General features: G+C 37.2%; 26 protein-coding genes. 23 read left to right on the forward strand and 3 right to left on the reverse strand.

From position 1 onward, the window contains the following. Positions 1 to 106 precede the first annotated feature (106 nt). The 23 genes from hemA to BM361_RS01575 all read left to right on the forward strand — a co-directional run bounded on the left by hemA (position 107) and on the right by BM361_RS01575 (position 21,203). Positions 107 to 1,360, forward strand: a complete 1,254-nt coding sequence (gene hemA, locus BM361_RS01465; RefSeq protein WP_074976435.1) for a glutamyl-tRNA reductase — start codon at positions 107 to 109, stop codon at positions 1,358 to 1,360. Next, positions 1,361 to 2,278 (forward strand): hydroxymethylbilane synthase, encoded by a 918-nt coding sequence (hemC, locus tag BM361_RS01470; protein WP_074976437.1) that lies wholly within the window; start codon positions 1,361 to 1,363, stop codon positions 2,276 to 2,278. A 23-nt stretch (positions 2,279 to 2,301) separates the two neighbouring features. Continuing rightward, positions 2,302 to 4,044 (forward strand): TrkH family potassium uptake protein, encoded by a 1,743-nt coding sequence (locus tag BM361_RS01475; protein WP_074976439.1) that lies wholly within the window; start codon positions 2,302 to 2,304, stop codon positions 4,042 to 4,044. A gap of 61 nt (positions 4,045 to 4,105) precedes the next feature. After that, positions 4,106 to 4,798 (forward strand): potassium channel family protein, encoded by a 693-nt coding sequence (locus BM361_RS01480; protein ID WP_074976441.1) that lies wholly within the window; start codon positions 4,106 to 4,108, stop codon positions 4,796 to 4,798. 12 nt (positions 4,799 to 4,810) lie between these two features. Further along, positions 4,811 to 5,467 carry a uroporphyrinogen-III synthase gene (locus BM361_RS01485; RefSeq protein ID WP_074976443.1) on the forward strand — a complete coding sequence of 219 codons (657 nt, stop codon included), beginning with the start codon at positions 4,811 to 4,813 and terminating at the stop codon, positions 5,465 to 5,467. A gap of 18 nt (positions 5,468 to 5,485) precedes the next feature. Continuing rightward, complete coding sequence (hemE, locus tag BM361_RS01490; protein WP_038268529.1) at positions 5,486 to 6,508, forward strand: uroporphyrinogen decarboxylase; 1,023 nt, start codon at positions 5,486 to 5,488, stop codon at positions 6,506 to 6,508. A 1-nt stretch (position 6,509) separates the two neighbouring features. Further along, on the forward strand, positions 6,510 to 7,013 hold the full coding sequence (locus tag BM361_RS01495; protein ID WP_074976445.1) for a DUF6973 domain-containing protein: 504 nt from the start codon (positions 6,510 to 6,512) through the stop codon (positions 7,011 to 7,013). A 16-nt stretch (positions 7,014 to 7,029) separates the two neighbouring features. Further along, positions 7,030 to 8,592: a hypothetical protein gene (locus tag BM361_RS01500; protein WP_074976447.1), complete on the forward strand. Its 1,563-nt coding sequence runs from the start codon at positions 7,030 to 7,032 to the stop codon at positions 8,590 to 8,592. A gap of 10 nt (positions 8,593 to 8,602) precedes the next feature. Beyond that, complete coding sequence (locus tag BM361_RS01505) at positions 8,603 to 9,238, forward strand: hypothetical protein (RefSeq protein ID WP_074976449.1); 636 nt, start codon at positions 8,603 to 8,605, stop codon at positions 9,236 to 9,238. Then, positions 9,235 to 10,137, forward strand: coding sequence for an oxygen-dependent coproporphyrinogen oxidase (hemF, locus tag BM361_RS01510; protein ID WP_074976451.1), 903 nt, complete (start codon positions 9,235 to 9,237; stop codon positions 10,135 to 10,137). Before BM361_RS01505 ends, hemF begins: the two co-directional genes overlap by 4 nt. Next, positions 10,128 to 11,093: a DUF4421 family protein gene (locus BM361_RS01515; protein WP_074976453.1), complete on the forward strand. Its 966-nt coding sequence runs from the start codon at positions 10,128 to 10,130 to the stop codon at positions 11,091 to 11,093. Before hemF ends, BM361_RS01515 begins: the two co-directional genes overlap by 10 nt. Before the next feature lie 7 nt (positions 11,094 to 11,100). After that, complete coding sequence (gene hemB / locus BM361_RS01520) at positions 11,101 to 12,090, forward strand: porphobilinogen synthase (RefSeq protein WP_038268522.1); 990 nt, start codon at positions 11,101 to 11,103, stop codon at positions 12,088 to 12,090. A 62-nt stretch (positions 12,091 to 12,152) separates the two neighbouring features. Then, the gene (locus tag BM361_RS01525; protein WP_200909623.1) at positions 12,153 to 12,779 is read left to right on the forward strand and encodes a Crp/Fnr family transcriptional regulator; all 627 of its coding nucleotides are present in this window, start codon (positions 12,153 to 12,155) and stop codon (positions 12,777 to 12,779) included. A gap of 63 nt (positions 12,780 to 12,842) precedes the next feature. Next, positions 12,843 to 13,613 (forward strand): MBL fold metallo-hydrolase, encoded by a 771-nt coding sequence (locus BM361_RS01530; RefSeq protein WP_074976454.1) that lies wholly within the window; start codon positions 12,843 to 12,845, stop codon positions 13,611 to 13,613. 201 nt (positions 13,614 to 13,814) lie between these two features. Next, positions 13,815 to 14,321 carry a DinB family protein gene (locus BM361_RS01535; RefSeq protein ID WP_074976456.1) on the forward strand — a complete coding sequence of 169 codons (507 nt, stop codon included), beginning with the start codon at positions 13,815 to 13,817 and terminating at the stop codon, positions 14,319 to 14,321. Between the two features lie 132 nt (positions 14,322 to 14,453). Beyond that, positions 14,454 to 15,581, forward strand: a complete 1,128-nt coding sequence (locus tag BM361_RS01540) for a CNNM domain-containing protein (protein ID WP_051413600.1) — start codon at positions 14,454 to 14,456, stop codon at positions 15,579 to 15,581. Continuing rightward, positions 15,562 to 16,047 (forward strand): methylated-DNA--[protein]-cysteine S-methyltransferase, encoded by a 486-nt coding sequence (locus BM361_RS01545; RefSeq protein WP_074976459.1) that lies wholly within the window; start codon positions 15,562 to 15,564, stop codon positions 16,045 to 16,047. The genes BM361_RS01540 and BM361_RS01545 overlap by 20 nt, the downstream gene beginning before the upstream one ends. Positions 16,048 to 16,089: 42 nt before the next feature. Continuing rightward, complete coding sequence (locus tag BM361_RS01550) at positions 16,090 to 17,238, forward strand: serine hydrolase domain-containing protein (RefSeq protein WP_074976461.1); 1,149 nt, start codon at positions 16,090 to 16,092, stop codon at positions 17,236 to 17,238. Next, positions 17,238 to 17,951, forward strand: coding sequence for a 3'-5' exonuclease (locus BM361_RS01555; RefSeq protein ID WP_038268513.1), 714 nt, complete (start codon positions 17,238 to 17,240; stop codon positions 17,949 to 17,951). Before BM361_RS01550 ends, BM361_RS01555 begins: the two co-directional genes overlap by 1 nt. Before the next feature lie 73 nt (positions 17,952 to 18,024). Further along, a complete protein-coding gene (locus BM361_RS01560; protein WP_074976463.1) occupies positions 18,025 to 18,558 on the forward strand; it encodes a hypothetical protein in 534 nt (177 codons plus the stop codon). A gap of 22 nt (positions 18,559 to 18,580) precedes the next feature. Then, positions 18,581 to 19,171 carry a hypothetical protein gene (locus tag BM361_RS01565; RefSeq protein WP_038268509.1) on the forward strand — a complete coding sequence of 197 codons (591 nt, stop codon included), beginning with the start codon at positions 18,581 to 18,583 and terminating at the stop codon, positions 19,169 to 19,171. A gap of 375 nt (positions 19,172 to 19,546) precedes the next feature. Then, positions 19,547 to 20,125: a DUF4136 domain-containing protein gene (locus BM361_RS01570; protein ID WP_038268507.1), complete on the forward strand. Its 579-nt coding sequence runs from the start codon at positions 19,547 to 19,549 to the stop codon at positions 20,123 to 20,125. Positions 20,126 to 20,147: 22 nt separating this feature from the next. Continuing rightward, positions 20,148 to 21,203, forward strand: coding sequence for an HAD family hydrolase (locus BM361_RS01575; RefSeq protein ID WP_083425833.1), 1,056 nt, complete (start codon positions 20,148 to 20,150; stop codon positions 21,201 to 21,203). A 310-nt stretch (positions 21,204 to 21,513) separates the two neighbouring features. Here BM361_RS01575 and BM361_RS01580 read toward each other — a convergent pair whose 3' ends face one another. From BM361_RS01580 to BM361_RS01590, 3 genes are all read right to left on the reverse strand, one after another. Continuing rightward, positions 21,514 to 22,182, reverse strand: coding sequence for a TetR/AcrR family transcriptional regulator (locus BM361_RS01580; RefSeq protein ID WP_074976465.1), 669 nt, complete (start codon positions 22,180 to 22,182; stop codon positions 21,514 to 21,516). Positions 22,183 to 22,430: 248 nt separating this feature from the next. After that, the gene (locus tag BM361_RS01585; protein ID WP_074976466.1) at positions 22,431 to 23,666 is read right to left on the reverse strand and encodes an enolase C-terminal domain-like protein; all 1,236 of its coding nucleotides are present in this window, start codon (positions 23,664 to 23,666) and stop codon (positions 22,431 to 22,433) included. A 56-nt stretch (positions 23,667 to 23,722) separates the two neighbouring features. Continuing rightward, a complete protein-coding gene (locus tag BM361_RS01590) occupies positions 23,723 to 25,342 on the reverse strand; it encodes an alpha-L-fucosidase (protein WP_074976468.1) in 1,620 nt (539 codons plus the stop codon). Between the last annotated feature and the right edge of the window lie 34 nt (positions 25,343 to 25,376).

Here is a 25,376-nt window from a genome sequence, read left to right on the forward strand (position 1 = left end):
CCCAATTCAAGGCCAAAAAATCTTAAAGCGACACAAATAGTTCTTCTAGCGTTATTTTTTTACCAATTGTACTTCTATTTTTGCTACCGATTATCAGATTTATTACATGGAAGCATACAACATAGCAAGAGGTAAATCTTTTTATGCCGTAGGGATAAGCTATAAAAAAGCAGATGCAGAGACACGTGGACGTTTTAGTCTGGATACCGTTGGAAAAGAAAGATTACTTGTTCAAGCTAAAGATGAAGGCTTAGAAAGTTTATTGGTTATTTCTACATGTAACCGTACAGAGGTGTATGGTTTTGCTCAGCACCCTTTTCAACTTATCAAATTAATTTGTGACAATTCCAATGGAACGGTAGAGGAGTTCCAACAAGTTGGCTATGTATGCAAAAACAACGATGCAATTGCACATGTATTCAGGGTTGGCACTGGTCTTGATAGTCAAATTTTGGGTGATTTTGAAATTATAAGTCAGCTAAAGCAGAGTTTTGCTGCCTCCAAGAAATTGGAATTAACTGATCACTTTTTAGAGCGCTTATGCAACTCTGTTATTCAGGCAAGTAAGCGTATAAAAAATGAAACGGACATTAGTTCGGGGGCTACCTCGGTTTCATTTGCTTCAGTTCAATACATCATGAACGAGGTTGAAAACATTTCAGACAAAAACATTCTATTATTTGGTACTGGTAAAATTGGGCGTAATACATGTGAGAATTTGGTAAAACACACCAAGAATGAACATATCACGCTTATTAACCGCACTAAAGATAAGGCTGAAAAGATTGCGGGTAAATTTAACCTCATCGTAAAAGACTACTGTGAATTACAAACAGAGATCTTAAATACCGATATTTTAATTGTATCGACCGGAGCTCAGCACCCTACTGTATCCAAAGACCTGATTCATCGCACCAAGCCTCTTTTGATATTGGATCTGTCGATCCCTAAAAATGTGGCAAATGACGTGAGCGAACTGGACAATGTTACTCTTGTTCATTTGGATCATTTATCACAAATGACCGATCAGACCTTAGAGCGAAGAAAAGCACACATTCCAAAAGCCGAACAAATAAACGAAGAGGTAAAAACAGAGTTCATTCAATGGTTGCAAACGCGGAAGTTTGCCCCAACCATTAAAGCTCTCAAGAAAAAATTAAAGTCTCTTAAAGATGCTGAAATTGATTTTCAGAGAAGAAAAATTGAAGACTTTAATGAAGAACAGGCTACGATTATCAGTGAGCGTATCATTCAAAAGATCACTACTCACTTTGCTAATCACCTAAAAGACAACTCAAACACTTCAGACGAAAGTATTGACTTAATTCAGAAGGTGTTTCAACTGGAAACCAAAGCGTAAATGAATAAAGTTATTCGAATCGGAACCCGCGATAGCGAATTGGCGTTATGGCAGGCTAATACTGTTAAAAAGAAATTAGAGGACTTAGGGTATAAAACTGAGTTAACTCCTGTTAAATCCACAGGTGATCTGATTTTAGACAAACCCTTATATGAATTGGGTATTACGGGGGTATTTACAAAAACTCTTGACATCGCGATGATTAATGGCACTATTGACATTGCCGTTCATAGCATGAAAGATGTTCCCACCATGCTACCCAAAGGCATTATTCAAGGTGCGGTTTTAGAACGCGCCAATGTAGAAGATCTTCTTATACACAAAGGAAACACTGATTTTCTATCTGAAGAGCACGGCGTTATTGCTACAGGAAGTTTACGCAGGAAAGCGCAATGGCTACACAAATATCCTTCACATACCGTGGTTGGACTCCGTGGCAATGTAAATTCTCGCATGCAAAAACTGCATGACAATAACTGGAACGGGGCTATTTTCGCTAAAGCCGGACTTGAGCGTATTGCCCTTAAGCCTGAAAACAATACGGTTCTGGACTGGATGATACCGGCACCTGCACAGGGCGCCATTACGATTGCCGTCATGGAAAACAACCCATATGTTCAGGAAGCGGTTGCTCAGCTCAATCATATTGAAACAGAAATCTGCACCAAAATAGAGCGTGATTTTTTGCGCACCTTAGAGGGTGGATGTTCCGCACCAATCGGTGCGCTTGCAACTATTGATAACAATACCATTCATTTTAACGCTGCTGTTTTTTCTCTGGACGGAAGTCAGAAAGCAGCGGTTAACACTTCCTTTCCTTTAAAAGATCATCTGAATAAAGGAATTAGTTTTGGACAACAAGTGTTTAATGAAGGAGGCAAGTCGATCATGGAAGAAATTCGAAAAACAATTAACTAAAACAGGAACCAAAACCTTGTCGATTGAAAAAATTACAGTATGCACGATTGACACTTCTAATTGTCGATTTTATCGTAATTAGCTTTCTTGTTTTCGACTTTGGTTTTATCGTATATGAGAAATTTAAAACTCATAAACTCATACTAATTTCTTGCTTAATACCTATTTTACTTGCTGTAAACATCTTTAGGTATTATCACCAGAAAAAATCCATAAAAAAAACACTTAGTCTTACCTATACCATACTATTTTCGATTGTTTTGGTAAGCAGTTTTATTATTTTTCTTTTTTCTCCTGAGCGCGCACTAGCGGATTTTCTTTTACATATGAAACCTTACCTTGAGGGTTCCTTATTGCTATATCTGATTATTCGACTCAGTATTCTTATCAGGTATCTTTATAGCATTTATTTTAATCCTGCTATTATTTTTGTTGGGAGTTTTTTTATCATTGATCTTCTCGGAGCCTTTTTACTTATGTTACCGAAGGCCACCACCCAGGGTAATATTCATTTTATCGATGCCCTGTTCACCGCAACCAGTGCTGTTTGTGTAACGGGATTAGCGGTTTTAGACACCTCAAAAGATTTCACAACCTTTGGACAGTCAATTATACTCTTTCTAATTCAATTAGGAGGCTTAGGGATCTTAACTTTCACCTCGTTCTTTGCCTTTTTCTTCAGAAGCGGATCGTCATTTAAGGAAGGTCTTTATTTAAAAGATTTTGTCTCTTCAGAAAATTTAAAAGACACCTTGCGTTTTGCTATGCAAATCGTCACCTTTACTTTGGGTATTGAAGCACTTGGCTCTATCCTGATCTACTTTTCTTTAGACCATGCATCTGATATTCAAAATCCTGTTTTCTTTAGTGTGTTTCACTCCATATCGGCGTTTTGTAATGCGGGATTTTCGAATATATCCAATGGACTTTTTAATACTGACTTACAATTCGATTATTCGTTCCAATGGATTATTATGATACTAATTATCTTAGGAGGGCTTGGCTACAACATAGTTTTCAATTTTTATAGCTACTTCAAAGTTTTAATAAATAACCTAATATACCGAGAGCACAAAAAACCTATCGTAAGACTCATTACTTTAAATTCTAAAATCGTACTAGTAACCACTGTAATATTACTTATTGCCGGGTTTGCATTTTTTGGTATCAGTGAGTTTAACAACACGATTGCAGTACATGACAGTTGGCTGGGAAAATTTACAACTGCTGCCTTTCAGTCAGTGACCCCAAGAACTGCAGGATTTAACACAATTGATTATGGAAGCCTAGCCTTACCATCGATACTCTTTGTTATGCTATTGATGTGGATTGGAGGGTCACCAGCGTCTACTGCAGGAGGTATTAAGACGACAACCTTTGCATTAGCTACACTTAACATACTCTCTACTGCTAAAAATAAGCCTGAGATAGAAATCGGCACAAGGAGCATCCACAACGATACCATTAAAAGAGCTTTTGCCATTTTATGCATTTCATTGATTACGATAGGAGTCGCGATATTGTTATTGTTAATTTTTGAACCAGGCAAGGATTTATTGCATATTGCTTTTGAATGCTTTTCTGCCTATAGCACCGTGGGGTTAAGCCTTAACCTAACACCTGATCTCTCTAATGCCAGCAGACTGGTGTTAATATTGGTTATGTTTATCGGTAGAATTGGAATGCTTAATATTTTAATTGGGCTATTGAGAAGAATAAATTCGAAAATGTATCAGTACCCAAAAGAAAACATTTTAATAAATTAGAGTCAGCTAATCATATTGTTTATGAGCAACATGAGGTATTTGAATTAATTAAATTAGCATTGTGAAAATTATAATATTTGGATTAGGAAATTTTGGAACCTCTCTAGCCTTGAAGCTTACTGAAACGGGTAATGAGGTTATAGGTATCGATCATAAAATGGAAAAGATCAATCTTGTTAAAGATAAAATTGCTCATACCATATGTATGGATGCAACAAATGAACTTGCCTATGATGCTATTCCACTTAAAGACACTAATATTGCAGTGGTCGCCATTGGAGAAAACGAAGGAGCTGCAATCATAACGACTGCCATTTTAAAGAAAATAACAAAAGCGGATATTATAAGCAGGTCACTTTCTCCTATTCATGATACGGTTCTGAAAGCTATGGGCATCAATCGCATTGTTCATCCGGAACAGGAAGCAGCAGAAAAGCTGACCTCTAAGATTAACTTAAAAAACGTTATCGACAGCTTTAATATCGATAAGAACTATTCGATATCGGAAATAAAGATAAATGCAAGAATGGCTGGAAAAACACTGCAGGAATTAAGCTTCAGACAGCATTATAATCTCAATGTCGTAACCATATTAAGAGACTGTGAAAAGACCAATCTATTAGGAAACAAAATGCAGAAAAAAGAAGTTATTGGCATCCCTAATAACGAGACAAAACTGCAAGAGAATGATATTTTAATTGTATTTGGTAACAATAATGATATAACGGCTTTTGGAGTCGATTTAGCTGAATAAAATTATTAGAATATGAACACGAAACCTAAAATATTAAGCACCAAGGAGCTTACAGAACAACAACGAAATATGCTGGAAGAAGCTAATATTACGGTTTTTGAAGCTGATTTCATAAAGGTAAAAGGGATTGACTTTAGTTGTCCCAAGGAAATTGAAAACGCCATATTTACCAGCAAGAACTCTGTAAAACAAATATCCAATCGTGATATTGCGATTAAAAACTCGTACTGTGTCGGTGATAAAACAGAAGCTTTTTTAATCGCTAAAGGCTATCCTGTAACGGAAAAAGCGTACCAGGCAAAAGGGCTGGCCACTAAGATCATAAACAATCATAAAGAAAAAGAATTTATCTTTTTCTGCGGTGACCGTCGAAGAGAAGAGCTTCCTGCACTGTTAAGCGAGCATGGAGTTGCTTTTAAAGAGATTGAAGTATATAAGACAGAGGCCGACTCTAAACAATTGTTTGAAGAGTTTGACGGAATCATGTTTTTCAGTCCGAGTGCCGTACAAAGTTTCACGCTTAAAAATCATATTGAAGAAGCTGTTGTTTTTTCTCTTGGAAAAACAACAGAGGCTGAAGTAAAAAAACACACCAACAATATTATCACGGCAAATAAACCGACCATAGAAAACGTGATTGTACAAGTGATTAAACATTTTAACTCATAAAGAAAGACCATAGAACACATGATAAAAAACGATTTATTTTTAAAAGCACTTAAGGGAGAAACTGTTGAACGTCCACCTGTATGGATGATGAGACAGGCTGGAAGATATTTACCTGAGTTTATGGCATTAAAAGAAAAATATGATTTCTTTACTCGTTGTCGAACTCCCGAATTAGCTGCTGAAATAACCGTACAACCTATTCGTATCGTTAAGCCGGACGCTGCTATTTTGTTTTCCGACATTCTGGTAATTCCACAGGCGATGAACATTGAAGTGGAAATGAAGCCCGGAGTTGGTCCGTGGCTACCTAATCCGGTTCGTTCCGCTAAAGATGTTGAACAAGTTGTTATCCCTGAAATTAATGAAGAATTAGGCTATGTAATGGATGCTATTAAGCTCACAAAGGAAATGCTTAATGACGAGGTTCCTTTAATCGGTTTTGCAGGTTCTCCCTGGACTATTCTTTGTTATGCTGTAGAAGGAAAAGGATCTAAGAGTTTTGATACTGCAAAAGGTTTTTGTTTCTCTCAACCCGAAGCAGCCCATGCATTGCTTCAGAAAATAACTGACACCACAATTCTTTATTTAAAAGAAAAGGTAAAAAACGGGGTCAATGCAGTTCAAATTTTCGATAGTTGGGGCGGCATGCTTTCTCCGGTAGATTACCAGGAGTTTTCATGGAAATACATCAACCAAATTATCGAAGCGTTAGCTCCTTTAACTGAAGTTATTGTGTTTGGAAAAGGTTGTTGGTTTGCCCTAAACGACATGGCACAAAGTAAAGCCTCAGCACTAGGTGTAGATTGGACCTGCTCGCCTCAAAATGCAAGGTATTTAACGGGAGGAAATATCACTTTGCAAGGAAACTTTGATCCTTCGCGCTTGTTATCCCCGATCCCAACCATTAAAAAAATGGTTCATGAGATGATCGATGCATTTGGGAAAGATAAGTATGTGGTTAATTTAGGACATGGTATTTTACCTAATATCCCGGTTGATCATGCCAAAGCCTTTATAGAAGCGGTTAAAGAATATAAATAAAATGATACCCCGAACGCTTTTAACAAGTTTAAATTATAAGAAACTCATAAGCCTTTCGGGGTTATTTTTCAGGCGGCCGCTTATGGTCATCCCAACCATTAAAGCAACAAAAAACTGTATCCATATTTCTGATCATTATTTTCCAAACCTGCATCATCTAAATAACAGTTCGAATGCGTTTAGACATGCCTTATGGAATATTTTATTAACCAAGGAAGCTTATCAGTGGAACAAAGATTTTGACGAGGCGCTTCAATGGGCTAAAACAATCACTGACTGGCACGAAGAATTTTCTCCAAACAAACCTTTGGAGCGTGCTATGGACCTGCACAACAATGCATATGGTCGTACCTTTGTTCACAAAATGTTCAAACGCAACAATATTATTGAGACTGACAGTGAAAAATTAGCCAAGGAATTATTACAGTTTGTTACAACCAGTAAAAAGGTATCGAATCTTAACGAGCTCAGTACCCTTAAAAATCAACTGGTTCATTTGATATGATTTTTAAACAGCATCTATGAGAATAGACCGAATTATACTTGTCACCACTTTCATTGTTTTTTCCCTTACCGGGTATTCGCAACAGTTGAAATTAAGACCTGTAATTGATCAGGTATATGAATATGAGACAGAATTAATTTTAGAGGAAGATGACGATATTGCTTTTATGATCAATTTTGATTTTGGCTTAACATATACCAATAAAGACCTCGATTTTGAAATTGTTCTTCACGATATAAAAGGTTCTATGAGCCAGGGTTACAATAACCGTGCTTATTTCCATACTAAAAACATCGCTAAGGAAAACAAACGGGTTCAAAAATTAGCTAAGCACATCATCAACAAGCCTCTTACCTTTGAAGTTGATAGCAATGGAATTGTTTCAAAAACATATCATTTGGATATAAACGATGCCGAAGTGGAGGGTATCCTTAATCAATTAACGGATAAATTTGGCAACAAAAAGATTAATCCCCTTAAAGATATCCAGTTAAAGACAGGCTACAACTGGTCGGAACTTGATTCCTTTTCATTTCAAAAAAACAAAAAGCTAGCGGTTCTTGTTGAACATACTATTATCGAGGTGAATAAAGAAGAGGTTATTGTTGAAAGTCGAGGCATTTTTAAGGTAAAAAAGAACCAAGTGCATATGGGAGGGACTTCCATCTACGATCGAAAAACAGGTATTCAGAAGCTTACGAAATTAATGCTGAATTTTGGGGATCGCGGAAACATGTATATGCTCACCAAATTACAAGGCTATGATTATCCACCCCTCATCATTGACTATCAGGATTTGGCGTTTAAAAAAGTCTATAACAACTGGTATTCAGCCGACAAATATATCGATAAAGCAGCACTCGAATTTTATCCATTTCAGAATAATTTTTCTAACTCACAAATTGAGGCCTATAGTGAATCTTTAGAAATACTATCTAACAATAGCAACTATCAAAGCATATCCGTTTACAATACCAAAATGGACACTTTATACCCGACCGGCTCCTATATTGAAGTTAATAACTTTTACCTCCACACTCCTAAGGGCAGAGAGGTTTTAAAGTTAATTCCGGGACAAGAGGACTACGACTCATTTTCTGTGGGGTATCTAGGAGAATATTATAAAGACATCTACGAACCCTTACCAGAAGGTGATACTATCGAAATTAACTTGTCATTATATATTCCAACAGAAAGCAGAAATTTGAGTCTGACCAAAAATAACACCAAAAATAAAGGCATTACAGCTCATTTTGACGAGAGCGCAGTAGTATTATCAATACCCAGAAAAAACTATAACACGCTCCTATACAACATCTACAAAGCCATCCGGTTTTATGATGCCGATAATAAACAGCTGGATGCCACTTATAATTTCCTCTACAATCAAGATGTGAAGCTTGATGATAAATATACCCCGGACGAATTAATCACCATATTTAACGACAAAAAAAGAACTGGTTTACCAGCGGTGATCAACTTGGAATTTAAGGTGAAAAATGCCGCTAAAATTATAATCGAAACCCATCATAAATTTAAAAAGTACAGCACCATTATTACTAAAAAAATTAGTGATTAACCAATAGTAAATGATTAGTAGTATTCTGGAAAAATACGATAAGCAGTTTGAGTACACCGGCATCATGATGAATATCATTATAGCCCTACAATTCTTAATGTTATGGATTGATCCGAAACCAGATCAAGCCGCACAAATTATGAATTTGGCCATTCTCATAGCCGCCGAGTTTATCATGTTGCACACCGGAATATTCATGGCCGTATTCCCAAAGAAATACACCCTCTTTATTTTTTTCCCATTCTATGGGTTATTCGCTTACTTTTTTAATACCCTGGTGACCAACAATCTCATTATAATGGTTTATTTAATTACTATTTTAAACCGTATGAGATTTGCCTTCAGCAACCCGAGTCCCGAGCTTAAAAAGCGAACAAAAGTAATGGCCGTTTCTGCTGGCTTCACCTACTTTATTCTTATTTTTATTATAGGATTTGGTTCACCATATATACCCAGTTTAGGATTAAACGATCAGTTTTTAGATCAATCCGGGTATCACCTTATCAGAACACAAGGCGGACTTTTCCTGGAAAAACCATATACCGCTATTTGCCTCGGTTTTTCCTATTATAGCATTACCGCCATAATCGAAGCTATTTTATTAGTTTCTAAAAAATTTAAACCCATTAGTGCGCAATTAACATGAAAGAAAAATTTTATCAATACATACAACAATTACAAGATACCATAACCTCAAAACTTGAAGTTATCGATGGAGAAGCAACGTTTCAGGAGGACCTATGGCAACGTCCTGAAGGAGGTGGCGGTCGTACGAGAGTTATTGAAAACGGTCGCGTATTTGAAAAAGGGGGTGTAAACATATCTGCCGTTCACGGACCGCTTCCGAAAGCTATGCAATCGTATTTTAAAGTTGATGATGTCGATTTCTTTGCCTGCGGCCTTAGCCTGGTACTACACCCTAAGAATCCTTTTGTCCCTACCGTTCATGCAAACTGGCGTTATTTTGAGATGTATGACAAAGCGGGTAATATTGTCGATAGCTGGTTTGGTGGTGGCCAAGACCTAACTCCTTACTATTTGTTTGAAGAAGACGCCAGGCATTTTCATGAAGTTTGCAAAACGGCTTGTGATCAACATAACCCATCTTTTTATCCTGACTTTAAAAAGAAATGTGACACGTATTTCTGGAATGCACATCGTGATGAAGCAAGAGGCATCGGAGGATTATTTTTTGATTATTGCAAAGCCAATGAAACGATGGATATGAGTGCCTGGTACGATTTTGTGACCGAAGTTGGCGATAGTTTTTTATCTGCTTATGTACCCATCGTTGAAAAACGCAAGGATTTACCCTACACTCAAAAGAACAGAGACTGGCAAGAGATAAGAAGAGGACGCTATGTAGAGTTTAACCTGGTACATGACAAAGGCACCTTGTTCGGACTGAAGACAAACGGCAGAATAGAAAGTATTCTGATGAGTCTCCCGCCCCATGTGCAGTGGGTTTATGATCATCATCCTGAAAAAGGAAGTGAAGAAGAGAAATTAATCACAGTTTTAAAAAATCCTAAAGCATGGGTTTAAAAAAAGCCTTGATCTTACTTTTCATAAGCCACTGCTTTTTCATAACCGCGCAGGGAACTGATAGCATCCACGAGGATGGATATATAAAAAGCTTTCCGGATGAAGTCGCCCTAAAACTGGCATTTATCCACAACTCGAATAGTTTTGGATATAATGACAAAGATGCCAATACAAAATATGAAATATCTCCAAACAAAAAAGAACGCCTGTCTATCACTGCACAATTCAGGTCGTTAGAAGTTGGCGTGGGTATTTCTTCGGGTTTCCTTCCTGGAAATAGCCATGCTGATGATGCTAATATCATTAACCTTGCCCTAAAGGGTTTTTATAAAAACTGGATACAGGATGTGAGTTTTTATCACCAGAGAGGTTTTACCATCAACAGGGGTTCCGGAGATGAAATATCTCCATTGATGGAAACCAATAAGATCGGAGGAGCCACAGCATATTCCTTCAACAAAAAATTCTCTTACCGTGCTACAAGGAGTCAGCGCGAATGGCAATTGAAAAGTGCGGGTAGTTTCATTCCCAAGCTATATTACTATTACACTAATTTTGTATTACAGTCCAGTGGCTTTAACCACAACAGCAGTTCCGTAGACATCGCACTTGCTCCTTCGTATTTTTATAATTTTGTATTGAACGAACATTTTATGTTTTCTAGTGGAGCCTCTGCCGGGTTTGGACTCAATTACAACGATTTTGGAAATGATTATGTACTCACCTCTTTATATGAACTATCACTACAGGGGGTTTTAAGTTTTAATTACGATCGTTTTTTTGGAGGAATACAATCTAATGTATTATTTTTAAAAAGTAACAGTACCCGATACATGCAGTTCAGAGACACCATGAATTACCTCAATATTCATATCGGTTACCGTTTTAAGGCTCCAAGAACTTTCACGAAAACTGCTGATAAGATTAATAAAAAACTTAATATCGATAAAAAATAATATTCATATGTTCCCATTAAGACGCAATAGAAGACTAAGACAGAGCGAAGCTATCAGAGGATTGGTTCGCGAAACCATTGTTACCCCAAATGATTTTTTAGTGCCACTATTTGTTACCGAAGGAAAAGGCGTAAAGGATGAAATCCCTTCTATGCCAAACTACTTTCGTTTCAGCCTGGATGAATTAGAAAAAGAAGTTAAGGAGTTATGGAATTTAGGCCTGAAATCGGTTTTACTTTTTGTTAAAGTTCCGGACCACCTTAAAGATAACAAGGGGACTGAAGCTTTAAATCCGAATGGATTAATGCAACGTGCTATCAAAACCGTTAAGAATACAGTGCCGGATATGTTAGTTATGACGGATGTAGCATTAGATCCATATTCGTCATATGGGCATGACGGAGTGGTTGAAAATGGCATGATTTTAAACGATGAATCATCATCAATTTTGTCAGAAATGGCATTAAGTCATGCGCAGGCAGGAGCAAACTTTGTTGCACCCAGTGATATGATGGATGGACGCATACTTGAAATGCGCGAGATCCTGGAAGAGGAAGGATTTATTAACACCGGTATCATGAGCTATAGCGCCAAGTATGCCTCAGCTTTCTATGGGCCGTTCAGGGATGCATTAGATTCTGCTCCGGTTGATTTGGCCGAGGTTCCTAAAGACAAGAAAACGTATCAAATGGATTATGCCAATCGCATAGAAGCACTACGTGAAACAGAAATGGATATTGATGAAGGGGCAGATATTGTAATGGTAAAACCCGGACTTTGCTATTTGGATATTGTAAGAGATATTAAAAATGAATATGATGTTCCAGTTGCTGTTTATCAGGTAAGTGGGGAATATGCTATGATAAAAGCTGCTTCTGAAAAAGGATGGCTTGATCACGATGCCGTAGTGCTTGAACAGACCTATGCTATAAAAAGGGCTGGCGCCGATATCATTGCGAGTTATTTCGCTAAGGACGTAGTAAAGCTTATTGGTTAGCACCGGTTAGGTGTATTAAGTTATCTCGACAATACGGAATATTAAAACATTGAGATAACTTAATGCATCTGATTTTTTTTGATAATGAATCCCATTTATTCCCTTTTAGCTACGAAAATATGTTTTCAGCCATCTCTGACTTTTTTAAAACTGAATTCCCCCTCAATGAGCATGGGCTTGAAGAATTATTTTCTCATTTTAGGTTAACCCATTATCCAGCCAATAGTATGCTGCTGCAAGCGGAAACAAAAGAGAAAAAACTTCGTTTTCTAAATAATGGTATTGTTCGGGAATATTATTATAACCAGGATATAGAGCGCAACATTAATTTTTATGTAAAGCCACAGTTTATATCAGATCTGCTTGCATTTAATCAAAATACTTCAACCCGTAAATATCAAGAGTGCTTATCAGCTGTTGAGGTCTTATCTATCGACAGACACATCTTTTTTGAACTGTTAGAAAAGTATGAATGTGGGAAGTCGCTTGTAACATCCTCCTTTCAAAAATTATTGACACAGAAGGAATCTTTTGAATATAACCATCTTACCAAAAATCCGGAAACGCGCTACCAGGAACTGCTGGTGAAAAAACCAGAATGGATTCGGTATATTCCACAGTACCATATTGCTTCTTACCTGAACATTACCCCTGAAACCCTTAGCCGAATTCGAAAACGTATTTCTTGATTTCAATCAATTCACACCATTTCATTTTCCTACATTTTTGTATTTCATTTAAATTCAAAGTATATGCTAAAAGTTCATCATATCAGAAACGCGACCATGGTACTTGAAATGCAAGATCAGGTTATTTTAATTGATCCGATGTTAGGCGACCAGGGATTCATGCCCAGTTTTACCCTCTTCAGACATAAAGCCAGAAAGAATCCTACAGTACCTCTTCCGCCCAACAGCACCAGCATCCTAAACAAAGTAACACATTGCCTGCTAACCCACCAACATCCAGACCACCTGGACAGTAAAGGAGTGGCATTTTTAATCGAACGGAACATACCTGTTACCTGCAGTATAAAGGATAAGAGAGCACTTGAGAAGCGTGGTTTACGGGTGGTTTCAGCATTAAAATATTGGGAAAAACAAACATTTTTTAGAGGTACCATTGAGGGAATCCCTGCAAAGCATGGCTATGGCTTTGTTTCAAAACTTATGGGGAATGTTATCGGTTATTATATCAAATCAGACACTCAACCATCTGTCTACCTTAGTTCGGATACCATCTATACGGATTCGGTAGATACCGTTCTGCGAAACTATCAACCAGATATTAATATATTGGCCTGCGGTGCTGCCCAATTTGATCTTTTCCGACATCTGATAATGGATATAAATGACCTTACCCGATTTGTAAAAAACACCTCTGGGAAGGTAATTGCCAATCATATGGAAGCGATCAATCATTGTCCGCTAACAAGAAAGGAACTCAACGCCTTGATGACAGCACAACAGCTGAATGACAAGATTTTGATTCCTGAGGATGGGGACGTAATGGAATTCGTATAAAGATTACAACGAATCATCATGGTGACACCATAGAATTTGAGCATTGGCGTGAGCAAAACGCCTTGTTTTGATTCGATATAGCAGTGGTATAACGAATCAGTTAAACATTATAATTCCATTAAGGAATTATACCAAATCATTTTGTACATTTAAATCCCGTATTAACGGGATTTTTTATGTGTGAAAATTTAAAAAAATACCATGAAACACCTACTGATATTATTTATATTTTTTCTCGTTGCAACCCAGGGAAAAGCCCAAAGTGAACCTATCTCTGCCTTCCTTGAAAAATGGGAGAACTCTAAAAACTATCTTTTGGAAATTGCTGAGGCCATGCCCGAAAATGCTTATGCATATAAACCTACAGAAAGAGAAATGACCTTTGCCAAACAACTCAAGCACATTCAGGATAATATGGCCTGGTTAAGTAATGCCTATTTCCATGCTGAAAAAAGGGAGGTGCCTAATCACAATACTGATAAAAAAGCTACCTTAGAAAGTTTACAAACGGCTTTTGATTTAGTGGCAAAAGCTGTAAAAAATACGCCTGCAAAAGAATTAGAAGAAACCGTAGAGTTCTTTGCAGGACCTAAGACCAAATTGCAAATTTTAAACCTTCTGCAAGATCACGTAACCCACCATCGTGGACAGCTTATTGTTTACCTGAACCTGAACAATATTAAACCTCCAAGATATGTGGGATGGTAAGTTTAGCTTACAAAACGTATCTGTTAAATTTTTAAAAAAACTTATAAGAGGAGCACCAAAACATTTCATTGCTCCGTTAGTAAGTTAAAACCTATAAATTTTATTAAATTAGCATAACAACGACCAAAAACCATGACCCTATTAATAGTTTACGCTGTAATTTCTATTTTCTTTTCATTCTTGTGTTCGATTCTGGAAGCAGTGTTATTAAGTATTACACCTACCTATATTAACCTTAAGAAGCAAGAAGAGAAAGGTTATGCTCAAACATTGGAAGAACTAAAACAGGACATCGACAAACCTTTAATTGCCATTCTTACAATCAACACCGTTGCGCATACTGTTGGTGCTATTCTTGTTGGTGTACAGGCAGAAAAGACTTTTGGAAGTGGAAATAATTCTGTTGGAATTGTTTCGGCGATAATGACCTTTCTAATTTTGGTATTGTCTGAAATCATCCCGAAAACGATTGGTGCAACCTACTGGAAACAACTTTCGGGCTTTGCCGCTTCTACCCTGCAAATTATGGTAAACGTATTGAAGTATACCGGCATACTCTGGATACTTCAGTTAACTACTAAAGTAATTGGTGGTAAAAGTGCCCATGGATCTGTTTTTAGTCGTGAAGAATTTAGTTCAATGGCTGACATAGCACATCAAGAAGGTGTTATGGAAGAATCAGAAAGCAAGGTAATCAAGAACCTTCTTAAGTTTGATGAGGTAAAGGCTAAAGATATCATGACGCCGCGTACTGTTATGAAAATTGCTTCGGAAGATACTACGATAAAAGAGTTTTTAACTAAGAATCCTAAACTACGTTTTTCACGTATTCCTCTTTTTAAGGATAATAACGATAATATCTCAGGTTTCGTTCTGAAAGACCAGGTCATGGAAGAAATGATCAACGGCCATGGGGAAAGTCCACTATCATCAATCAAAAGAGAAATCATGATCGTCCGCAGAGATATGCCGATCCCTACACTTTTCGAGGAGCTTATCAGTGAGAAAAGACATATTGCCCTTGTCGTTGATGAATATGGAACCATTGGCGGCCTTGTGACTATGGAAGACATCATTGAGACCCTTCTCGGTCTTGAGATCGTTGATGAGAGCGATAATGTTGAAGACCTTCAACAGTTGGCTCGCAGAAATTGGCAAACCAGAGCTGAACGTCTGGGGATCCTGAATAAGGAAGATTTTTCGAATCTAGATCCTAAAACCAAAGACCCGGGTAATAAACATGAAGAAGATCTGCATTAAAACACCCCTTGGAAATACTATCATTGAAGGTGATGAAGCAGGAATTAGTACTATTAGGGTATTAGATGATGACGTTTCTAACGGCAACACAAACACTCATGACATACCTGCTACATTAATGGATTGTTCGATACAGCTTCAAGAATATTTCAAAGGTGAACGAACGGAGTTCAACTTAAAACTTAATCCCTCAGGTACTTCCTTTCAAAAAAAAGTATGGCAATCCCTTCAAGAAATTCCTTATGGAAACACCATCTCCTACTTAGACCTTTCAAAAAGGCTTGGAGACGTTAAAGCCATACGTGCTGTTGCTTCGGCAAATGGAAAAAACCCTCTGTGGATTGTCGTACCCTGTCATCGGGTTATTGGAACTGATGGTTCTTTAACAGGTTATGCCGGTGGTCTATGGAGAAAAAAGTGGCTTTTAGATCATGAAAATCCACCTTCCCAGCAATCCCTTTTTTAAAGAAAAAACTTATCTTTAGTCGGAACCTGCAACTTAAAATTCATGAAAGTATTCAGATTATTTCTTAAATGGATTCTGATTCCATTTGGGCTTATCATAATGTTACTATACCTCTTTGATTACGATTATTTAATAAAAGCGGTAAGGACGATTTATTTAAATGGACAAACCACTGCTTATTTAGATGACTACAAGGTTTTTGACAATCGAACAATAGCATCAGCCAAGCCACAGCCATGGCCAAAGCATATAGCATACAACACTACTCCTGCAACGGACAGTTTAAATAAGCTTCACGAAAAATATTCGTCGGTAGCGTTTCTTGTTATCAAGGATGATAGCTTGTGGCATGAGACTTATTTTGATGGTTATGATAAGGACTCCAAGAGCAACTCCTTTTCTATGGCCAAGAGCATGGTTTCCGCGATGCTAGGTCGGGCTATTATGGATGGCAAAATAAAGAGCCTTGAACAGCCTGTCGGTGATTTTTATCCCGAATTTTCTATGGGTCTCGCTAGTAAAATGACCGTCGGAGATCTTTCTTCAATGTCCAGTGGGTTAAACTGGGATGAGGCATACTATTCTCCCTTTTCAATAACAACCAGAGCCTATTTCGATGAAAATTTACGAGATGTGATCCTTAACCTTAAGGTAGTTGAAGAACCAGGACAATATTTTAAATATCTAAGTGGAAACACTCAACTACTGGGAATGATCCTTGAAAAAGCGACCGGACAAACTTTGGCAGATTACCTGTCTGAAAAGTTTTGGAAACCAATAGGAGCAGAAAACGAGGCTTACTGGCAACTCGATAGTGAAGAAGACGGACTGGAGAAAGCCTATTGCTGTATTGCCAGCAATGCCAGAGATTTTGCCCGCTTTGGAAAACTTTATAAAGATTTTGGTAAATGGAACGGTCAGCAAATACTCGATTCTTCTTTTGTGGTAAAATCAATAACTCCACGATTTGAAAATGATTGGATGTATGGATATGGGTTTTGGCTACTTCCTTATAAAGGAAAAAACTTCTTTATGCTAAGAGGTCACCTCGGTCAATACGTAATTGTAGAACCCAATGATAATCTGATTATAGTTAGACTGGGCCATGAAAGAGCTGAAAAAAAACCCGATGACCCATTTCGGGATGACATCTATGGTTATATTGATGAAACCTACAAAATGCTCAAATAATGCAACGCAAACTTCAAATTGAGAACATTCTTTTTTTAGATATCGAAACAGTTCCTGAAAATGAAAATTTCGAAAACCTCACTGAGGAGAAAAAAGAGTTGTGGGCTCAAAAAACCAAATATCAGCGAAAAGAAGATTTTACTCCGGAAGAATTTTATGATCGTGCCGGAATATGGGCTGAATTTGGCAAAATCGTATGTATTTCAGTGGGGTACTTTACATTTAAAGGTACCATCAGGAATTTTAGGGTAACATCATTTTACGGTGATGAGCATCAACTCCTTTTGGACTTTAAGAACATGCTTGAGACACATTTTAATAAACCGCAACATTTGTTATGTGCACACAATGGCAAAGAGTTTGATTTTCCGTATATCGCCAGAAGAATGATCATCAATGGAATTGCATTACCCAATAAATTAAACTTAATGGGGAAAAAGCCATGGGAAATCCCTCATATTGACACTATGGAACTATGGCGATTTGGAGATTACAAACATTTCACATCACTAAAACTATTAACCAATATTTTAAACATCCCATCGCCAAAAGACGATATTGACGGAAGCATGGTTAGAGCTGTTTTTTATGAGCAAAATGATCTCGATAAAATAATCATCTACTGTGAAAAAGATACGGTAGCCGTTGCCCAGGTACTTTTAAAATTTCAAGGCGATGATATTCTTAGTCCTGAAGAAATTTTACATGTCTGAAGTTTTCTTTAAAAAACTTTAAGTAACTTGTACCTATTCCCCCAAGATTTATTAACCACCAACACATTGCAATATGAAGAATTTGTACTTTATACTTTTCTGTATATTATTTTGGGGTGTTCAATCTTACAGTCAGGAAGAGCAAATAGAAGAGTCCGAAACTCGCCATTCTATTTCTATCGTTTTAAGTCATGCTAACGTCCTTGAAGGTCGGGATTCTGATGGTGGTAAAGAATGGTTAAAACTGGCAGCATGGGGAATCAATTATAATTATGAAGTGGATGAAAAATGGGCGATCGGCCTTCACACCGACATTATCCTGGAACAATTTGTAGCAGAAGGAGAAAACGGTGAAGAAATAGAACGTTCAAGACCTGTTGCCCCTGCTCTTATGGGCGCCTATAAACCTGGTGAACATTGGTCCATTTTATTTGGAGCAGGAGGAGAGTTTTCTAAGGATGAGAATTATTTCCTGAATAGGGCCTCACTAGAATACGGAACACCATTAGCCTCCAACTGGGAGTTTATTGCTGAATTCTCATATGACTTCAGATGGAAAGCCTATGATTCATTCACCTTAGGTGTCGGTGTAGCCTGGAAATTTTAACCGGAATATAAAATGCATAAAAATGTCTGTATATAAACGACCATCGAGAGCTTTGATATTAGGAGGCTTATTCTTCGTTATCCCCCTGATCATTTTTATTTTTTTAATCAACAATGCCATTCACCTACTTCTTCCAATAGGAAGGAAACTTATAGACCTTTTAAATATTCATACCATTTTTGGTGCTGCAACCCTTACCATTGTTTCTGTTTTATTGCTTTTGGGTTTATGTTACATTAGTGGCTTACTCCTTGAAATGGGGGTGGTACATCAATGGAGTCAAAAAATGGAAGAGCGACTCTTTACTATTTTTCCTAGCCTGCAAATGCTTAAATACCGATTACTTGATGAAGAGCAAGACCTAACAAAAGACCATTGGAAGGCTATACTTCTAAAAGAAGACCAAAGCTATATTTTGGCCTTTATCACCAATGAAACTGAAAATGGATTTTTAAGTCTCTATATCCCGGATGCCCCCAAAATGGATGCGGGAGAAATACGTTATTTGAATAAAGAGAATTGTGAATTTATTTCCATCCCTATGCAAAATGCTATGAAAGCACTCAATACTTTCGGAAGAGATGGTGAGCTCCCTTCGCATATAAAAAAATAATTACATCACTACATCTCAACCTGGCGTTAATCCTCTTAATTCTTGTAATAGATGGCGTCTTTATTAATGATAAATATTGTGAATTCTGATAAGCCAAAGTGTAGCAAAACTGAAAATATAAGTTGAAATCACTTGTTAAACACGGGATTTCCTTATTGATTAATTCTTTTTTTTAGTAATTTTAGTATTCCCCCTCCAAATAATTAGTTGATCCCTGACCCCAGAACATACTTGATATTAAAAGTTTGATGATTAGTTTATAATTGTTGAGCAATATCAAAAATCATGATACCCCCTTATAGTGATCCTGTAAAACACAATAGATTGCACTAGTAAATGACTTATTGATTAGATTTTAACTCAAAATTTTAAAAGATGAAAACAATGCTAAAACCGTTTGGTCCGATCCTGATCTTGTTCTTTGTAATTTCTTTTGGAAATGCCCAAATTAGAAGTGATTACGATAAAGAAGCTGACTTTTCTAAATACAGAACCTATTCATTTGAAGGATGGGAAAAGAATAGTGATAAAATCCTGAACGATTTTGATAAAAAGCGGATCACTGATGCGCTTCAAAATGAATTCTCACTACGCGGTATGCAATTGGTTAATTCAGGTGGAGATGCTGCTATTACCTTATTTGTTGTGGTAAACGCCAAAACCAGTAAAACGGCCTACACTGACTTTAATAATTATTATGGCTATGGAGCCCGATGGGGTTGGCGTTATGGAATGGGCGCCGGCAGTGTTTCCGCAACTACTACCATAAGTGAAAATGATTATAACGAGGGTACTTTTGTTGTAGACATGTACGACAGGGAAACAAAAAGACTGATATGGCAAGGCATCATAACAGCGGTTGTACAAGAAAACCCAAGTAAGCGGGAGAAAGCGATACCAAAAAAGATTGGAAAACTAATGAAGAAATATCCGGTTAAACCTACGAAGTATTAATCAATCAAAAATTATAACCATCATGAAAACACATAAAAACCATTTCTTCATCCTCCCATTACTTTTTATCTCCCTAATCTTTACAGGCTGTAAGTCGAACACAGACCCAAAAACTGACGAATCAGTTATTGAAATAACCGAATCTTCAGAAAATGCAATGGACCCGCTACCATCATGGAATAATGGTGCTACCAAAGAAGCTATCATTTCTTATGTTCAAGATGTAACAAATATTAATAGTCCGAACTTTATCGATGTAAATGACCGCATTGCTACTTTCGATAATGACGGCACCCTTTGGAGCGAACAACCAGTGTATTTTCAATTCTTTTTTGCTATAGACCGAGTAAAGTCTTTAGCAGCAGACCATCCGGAATGGAAAAATGAACAGCCTTTCAAGGCTGTTTTAGAGAACAATATGGAAGACCTCAAAAAGCAAGGGATGAAAGGACTGATTGAAATAATAATGACAACCCATGCAGGAATGACTACGGATGAATTTGAGGCTATTGTTAAAAACTGGATTGCTACTGCAGAACACCCTGTTAAGAAAAGGAAGTTCACCGAGATGGTATTCCAACCCATGCTGGAATTGCTTGAATATTTAAGAGCCAATGAATTTAAAACCTTTATCGTTTCAGGAGGTGGTATTGAATTTATGAGACCTTGGACGGAACAGGTATACGGTATTCCAAAAGATCAAGTAGTAGGCAGCAGTATTCAAACGGAGTACGATTACAATAATGGAAATCCTGTAATTAAACGTCTGGCTAAAATAAACTTCATTGATGACAAAGAAGGAAAGCCGATTGGCATTAATCGGTTTATAGGCAAAAAACCCGTTTTTGCTGCGGGTAATTCAGATGGTGATCTGCAAATGTTACGGTGGACTGATGCCAATGAGCATAAAAGTTTTCAATTATACATTCACCATACAGACTCTATCCGAGAATGGGCCTATGACCGAAAGTCTCATATAGGTACTTTCGATAAAGGACTGGATGAAGCACAGGAAAAAGGATGGACTCTTGTCGATATGAAAAGTGATTGGAAAGTTGTTTATCCCTTTGAATTATAACGACTAAAACTTCAACCTCTTTGGTAATATGTCAAAACGGATTTTCTTTTTTACTGTCTTTGCGATGTTCGGCTTACAATTAAGCTACGGACAAATACTTATATCATTGTTGTTTGGAGATAAACTAAATTCAGGAAAAGTAGAATTCGGTTTTGATAGAGGACTTGCATTATCAAACATTTAGGGAATAAAGATCCGAGATGGGAGTGTTCGGCAAAAGAAGTCAATTCTTGCTCAACTTAAATTACAGGTTTCAACGATTTTAAACGCTACATCACGACCCATCAGTCTGTTCCAATCCAGGAGGTTTTCAGACCTCTTCCTCATAACGCAAAAATTGCTCTGAAACCCTTGTGAACTCCTTTTTTCCATTTTCAGTCATATGAGGCTTAATGAGATTCCAAATATGTGCGACCATTTCCCCTTCCTCTTTGGTGCCTGATTCCGGAAACACTTCCATTTGTGATAGCCAAAAAGTAATTAGAATTCTAATGGTATGTCTTAATCTGGTATAGTCATCAACGGAGGTGCCGTCTATTAAATCCTCATCTAAAAACCCTTGAAACAATTTAACCATTTGGTCACGTCGGAGTAAGAGGGTATCCTGAAGTACCTCGTTAATCTTTGAAAACGTTCGGGATATCTCTAACACATCCAGGTTAAAAAAACGATACTTCAATTGAAAATGCTCCAGATGCAATAGTAAACGGTGGAAATGTTCAAAAGAGGTAGCGGAATCTTTACTTAAAATATAGGATTGAGACATTTCAATTCTCATCTGCCCATAAATTGCCAATAACAGATCCTCTTTATTTTTATAATGATAAGTTAAGTTTCCATGTGCAATAGCCATTTCAGATGCTATATTCCTAATGGTCACATTTCGAACTCCGTCTTTATTAAACAGCGCGATTGCCTGATTAATTATCCTTTGTTTGGTCTTTAATTTTTTATTTTTTCCTTTGGAACCTACCGACATGATTTTATTCTATTGTATTATTTTAAATACACTAATCCTTCTCTGGTTATAAAAGTATACAAAATTTGATTTATCATTGAACTTTTGGAACCAGTACCATCGCAACAAATAAAAACACTCCGCTAACTGAGCGGAGCGTTAAGTCAAACTTAAATGTATATAAAAAGCTGCATCCCGAAATTTTCTACAGGGATACATTTTTTTAAGACCCAATAACAACCCAATATTCGCAGACCCTTAATAAAGAGTTATAATTTTAAATCACTGCTCAGACCGGGCTCCATAGGGGTAATGTATTTACCTCCTTCGATCCGTACAGGATGTTTAAAATAATCTTGTAAATGTGGTATATGTTCTAAAAACACAACAGGATGATTTAGTGTAATATGATTAAAAAGTACTAAATGCTGATGTATTTGCCCCATGTCGCCAACATGTGGTACCACGGGAATATTATATTTTCTGGACAGCAAGCTTATTAATATGAATTCTGAAACCCCTCCAACTCTTACGGCATCAACCTGATTAAAAGACATACATCCTGACTGTAAAAAATTCTTAAAGATTACTTTGTTTGGAACATGTTCCCCTAAGGCTAAGTTTACTGGAACTTCCGTTGCTAATTTAACATGAGCATTCACATCGTCAGGGTGAGTAGGTTCTTCTACCCATAAAGGATTCAATTTTTCCAACTCTCTACAAATAGCAATCGCCTGAGGTAAATTCCATTGTTGATTGGCATCAAACATAATGGTTGCTTCATCTCCTGCGAGAGCTCTCAACATTTCAGCACGTCTGATATCTCTGGCGCTATCTGCACTTCCTACCTTTAGTTTCATCGCTGTAAAGCCATTATCCATTGCTTTTTTGACATTGGCTGCAACCTGCTCATCAGAATAATTAAACCATCCAACAGAAGTGTCATAACCCGGATAGCCTTCACCTAATATAGGAATTCGCTCACTGATCCCCAGATTATTTTGATTGATTAAATCTATAGCCTCCTGCGGAGTTAATACATCTTCATAGTATGAAAAATCAAGTGTTCTCACAATCGCTTCGGGAGATAGATCAACCAAGAGTTTCCACAAGGGAACCCCTTTTGATTTTGCCCAGAGATCAAAACATGCATTTACGATTGATGCCAGTGCCAAATGAACGACTCCTTTATGAGGGCCAAGCCAACGAAAATTCGGATCGTCTGCCATGGCTTTATAAGTGCTGCCAAAATCAGACATTAATTCATTAATTTCTTTTCCTTCTATATGTTTTGCTAAATAATTGATTGCTTGACAAACAAGGGCGTTCCCCGTTCCTAGCGTAAATGCTAATCCTGTTCCTTCAATTTTTTTATCGGTATGTATTTTACAAACTGCATAAGCATATATTGGCGTAGTATGTATAGCATCGGAACCTGCCCCATCTTTAAGATTAAATTGCGTATCGACTGCTTCTACCTTTTTTATGTACACGGGTTTATTCATTTTATCTTTAATTTTTCTATTATGATAGTCTTAGATGAAGTACTATTGCTTCCTGATTACTTTTTACGCGTTGGAAGGGTTTCTCCTCCATTACCATCGGCACCGAACTTTTTGCTATTTTCCTCGTTATCTTCTTTTACAGATTGAATAGCCACTTTTCTGTAGGGCAAATTCTTAACCTCTCTGGAGCATGAAATTCTAAATACATAAGCAAGTTCTTCACCTAAGAATTCTTCAGGTATTTTAATTTCTAAACCTTCAGTAGTTAATTCCCAATTCAACTTTTCTTTAAATCCATATTCTACAGACATAATGTCTTCTGGTTTCCATGAATTTAAAGAACGTATCAACACTTTTTCACCAGGTTGCTTTAAAGCTATTGCAAACAAGCTTTTTGCTTTTGCAGTAAATCGGAATTCGTCTTCTGAAAATGTATGCCATGCGCGGGTACCATAGATGGCTTCTCCATTTCTTTTAAACCACATACCGAAATCTTTAAGAATTTTTAAGGATTGATCATCGAAACTACCATCGGGTCGGGGAGGAATGTTTAACACAAAATTGCAATTCTTCGAAACAACATCAATCATTTCATGTAATAAGCTTTCAGAGCTACGATAACCTGTTTCATCTCCTGTATAAAACCAAGGGCCGGTTGAATTTTCTGTTTCCCGGGGTTCTTCAACAATATTATTTTCCCGGGTTCGCTCTAAAACCACTGTAGAGATTTTATCATAAAAATATCCGTGATTTTTAATATCCTTTATGACCATTACACCTTGATTCTCTCCATTATGTCTTGAAGCATTATGATTATAATAATGAGCAATTACGTCAAGGCCTGCCTGACCTTCATCATTCATAAAAGGGCTAGCGCCATCGAAGTACAAATGGTCCGGATGGTAATTATCTATTAGGTCGAACATTCTATTTTTCCAATGCTCCATCCATTTTTCAGAAGGATTAAGAGGATGTCTGATTTGACTATAGTTGGTTCCTATTTGTTCATGAGTTGCCTTTTCAATGTATAAATCTTCATAATCAGGGTTATTACCATCATAGGGGATTCCTTTTTTAACTCCTGTGGTATCCGAACCTTTATTCGTTTGAAACCAACTGTAAGATCGTCCCAAATGAGTTCTGGCACCCCATCGGATCCCCTCTCTTAAGCACGCTTCCCGCATTTCTTTACATACATCCACTTTGGGTCCATAGTTTAACGAATTCCAACGCGGTTGATATTTCGAGTCCCAGAAATCGAAATTATCGTGATGAACCGCCATGGTTAGTACATATTTAGCTCCAGCCTCTTTAAATAGTTTTACCCAACGGTCAGCATCAAATTTATCGGGATTCCAAGCTTCAATAATATCCTTATAGCCCACTTCTGAAGGATGTCCCCAATTCTTTAAATGATCATTGTAGGCAGGACTGCCTTGTTCATACATGTGCCTGGCGTACCATCCGCTATATTTACTTTTAGATGCTGATTGGGCATTCCAGTGACAGTAAATTCCAAATTTAGCATCAGCATACCAGTCAGGAGTTCTATACTGTTGTAATGAAGCAACAGTTGGTTCGAATATAATTTTCTTCTGTTTATTTTCGGTTTTAGAGCATCCGATCGTTAAGATCACGAAAAATGAACCAAGAAAACATTGCTTTAAAAGAGACATCTTACTATTGTGATTTTATTTATTAAGGGTTGGG

This window comes from Zhouia amylolytica, from assembly GCF_900116365.1.
GTDB lineage: Bacteria > Bacteroidota > Bacteroidia > Flavobacteriales > Flavobacteriaceae > Zhouia > Zhouia amylolytica.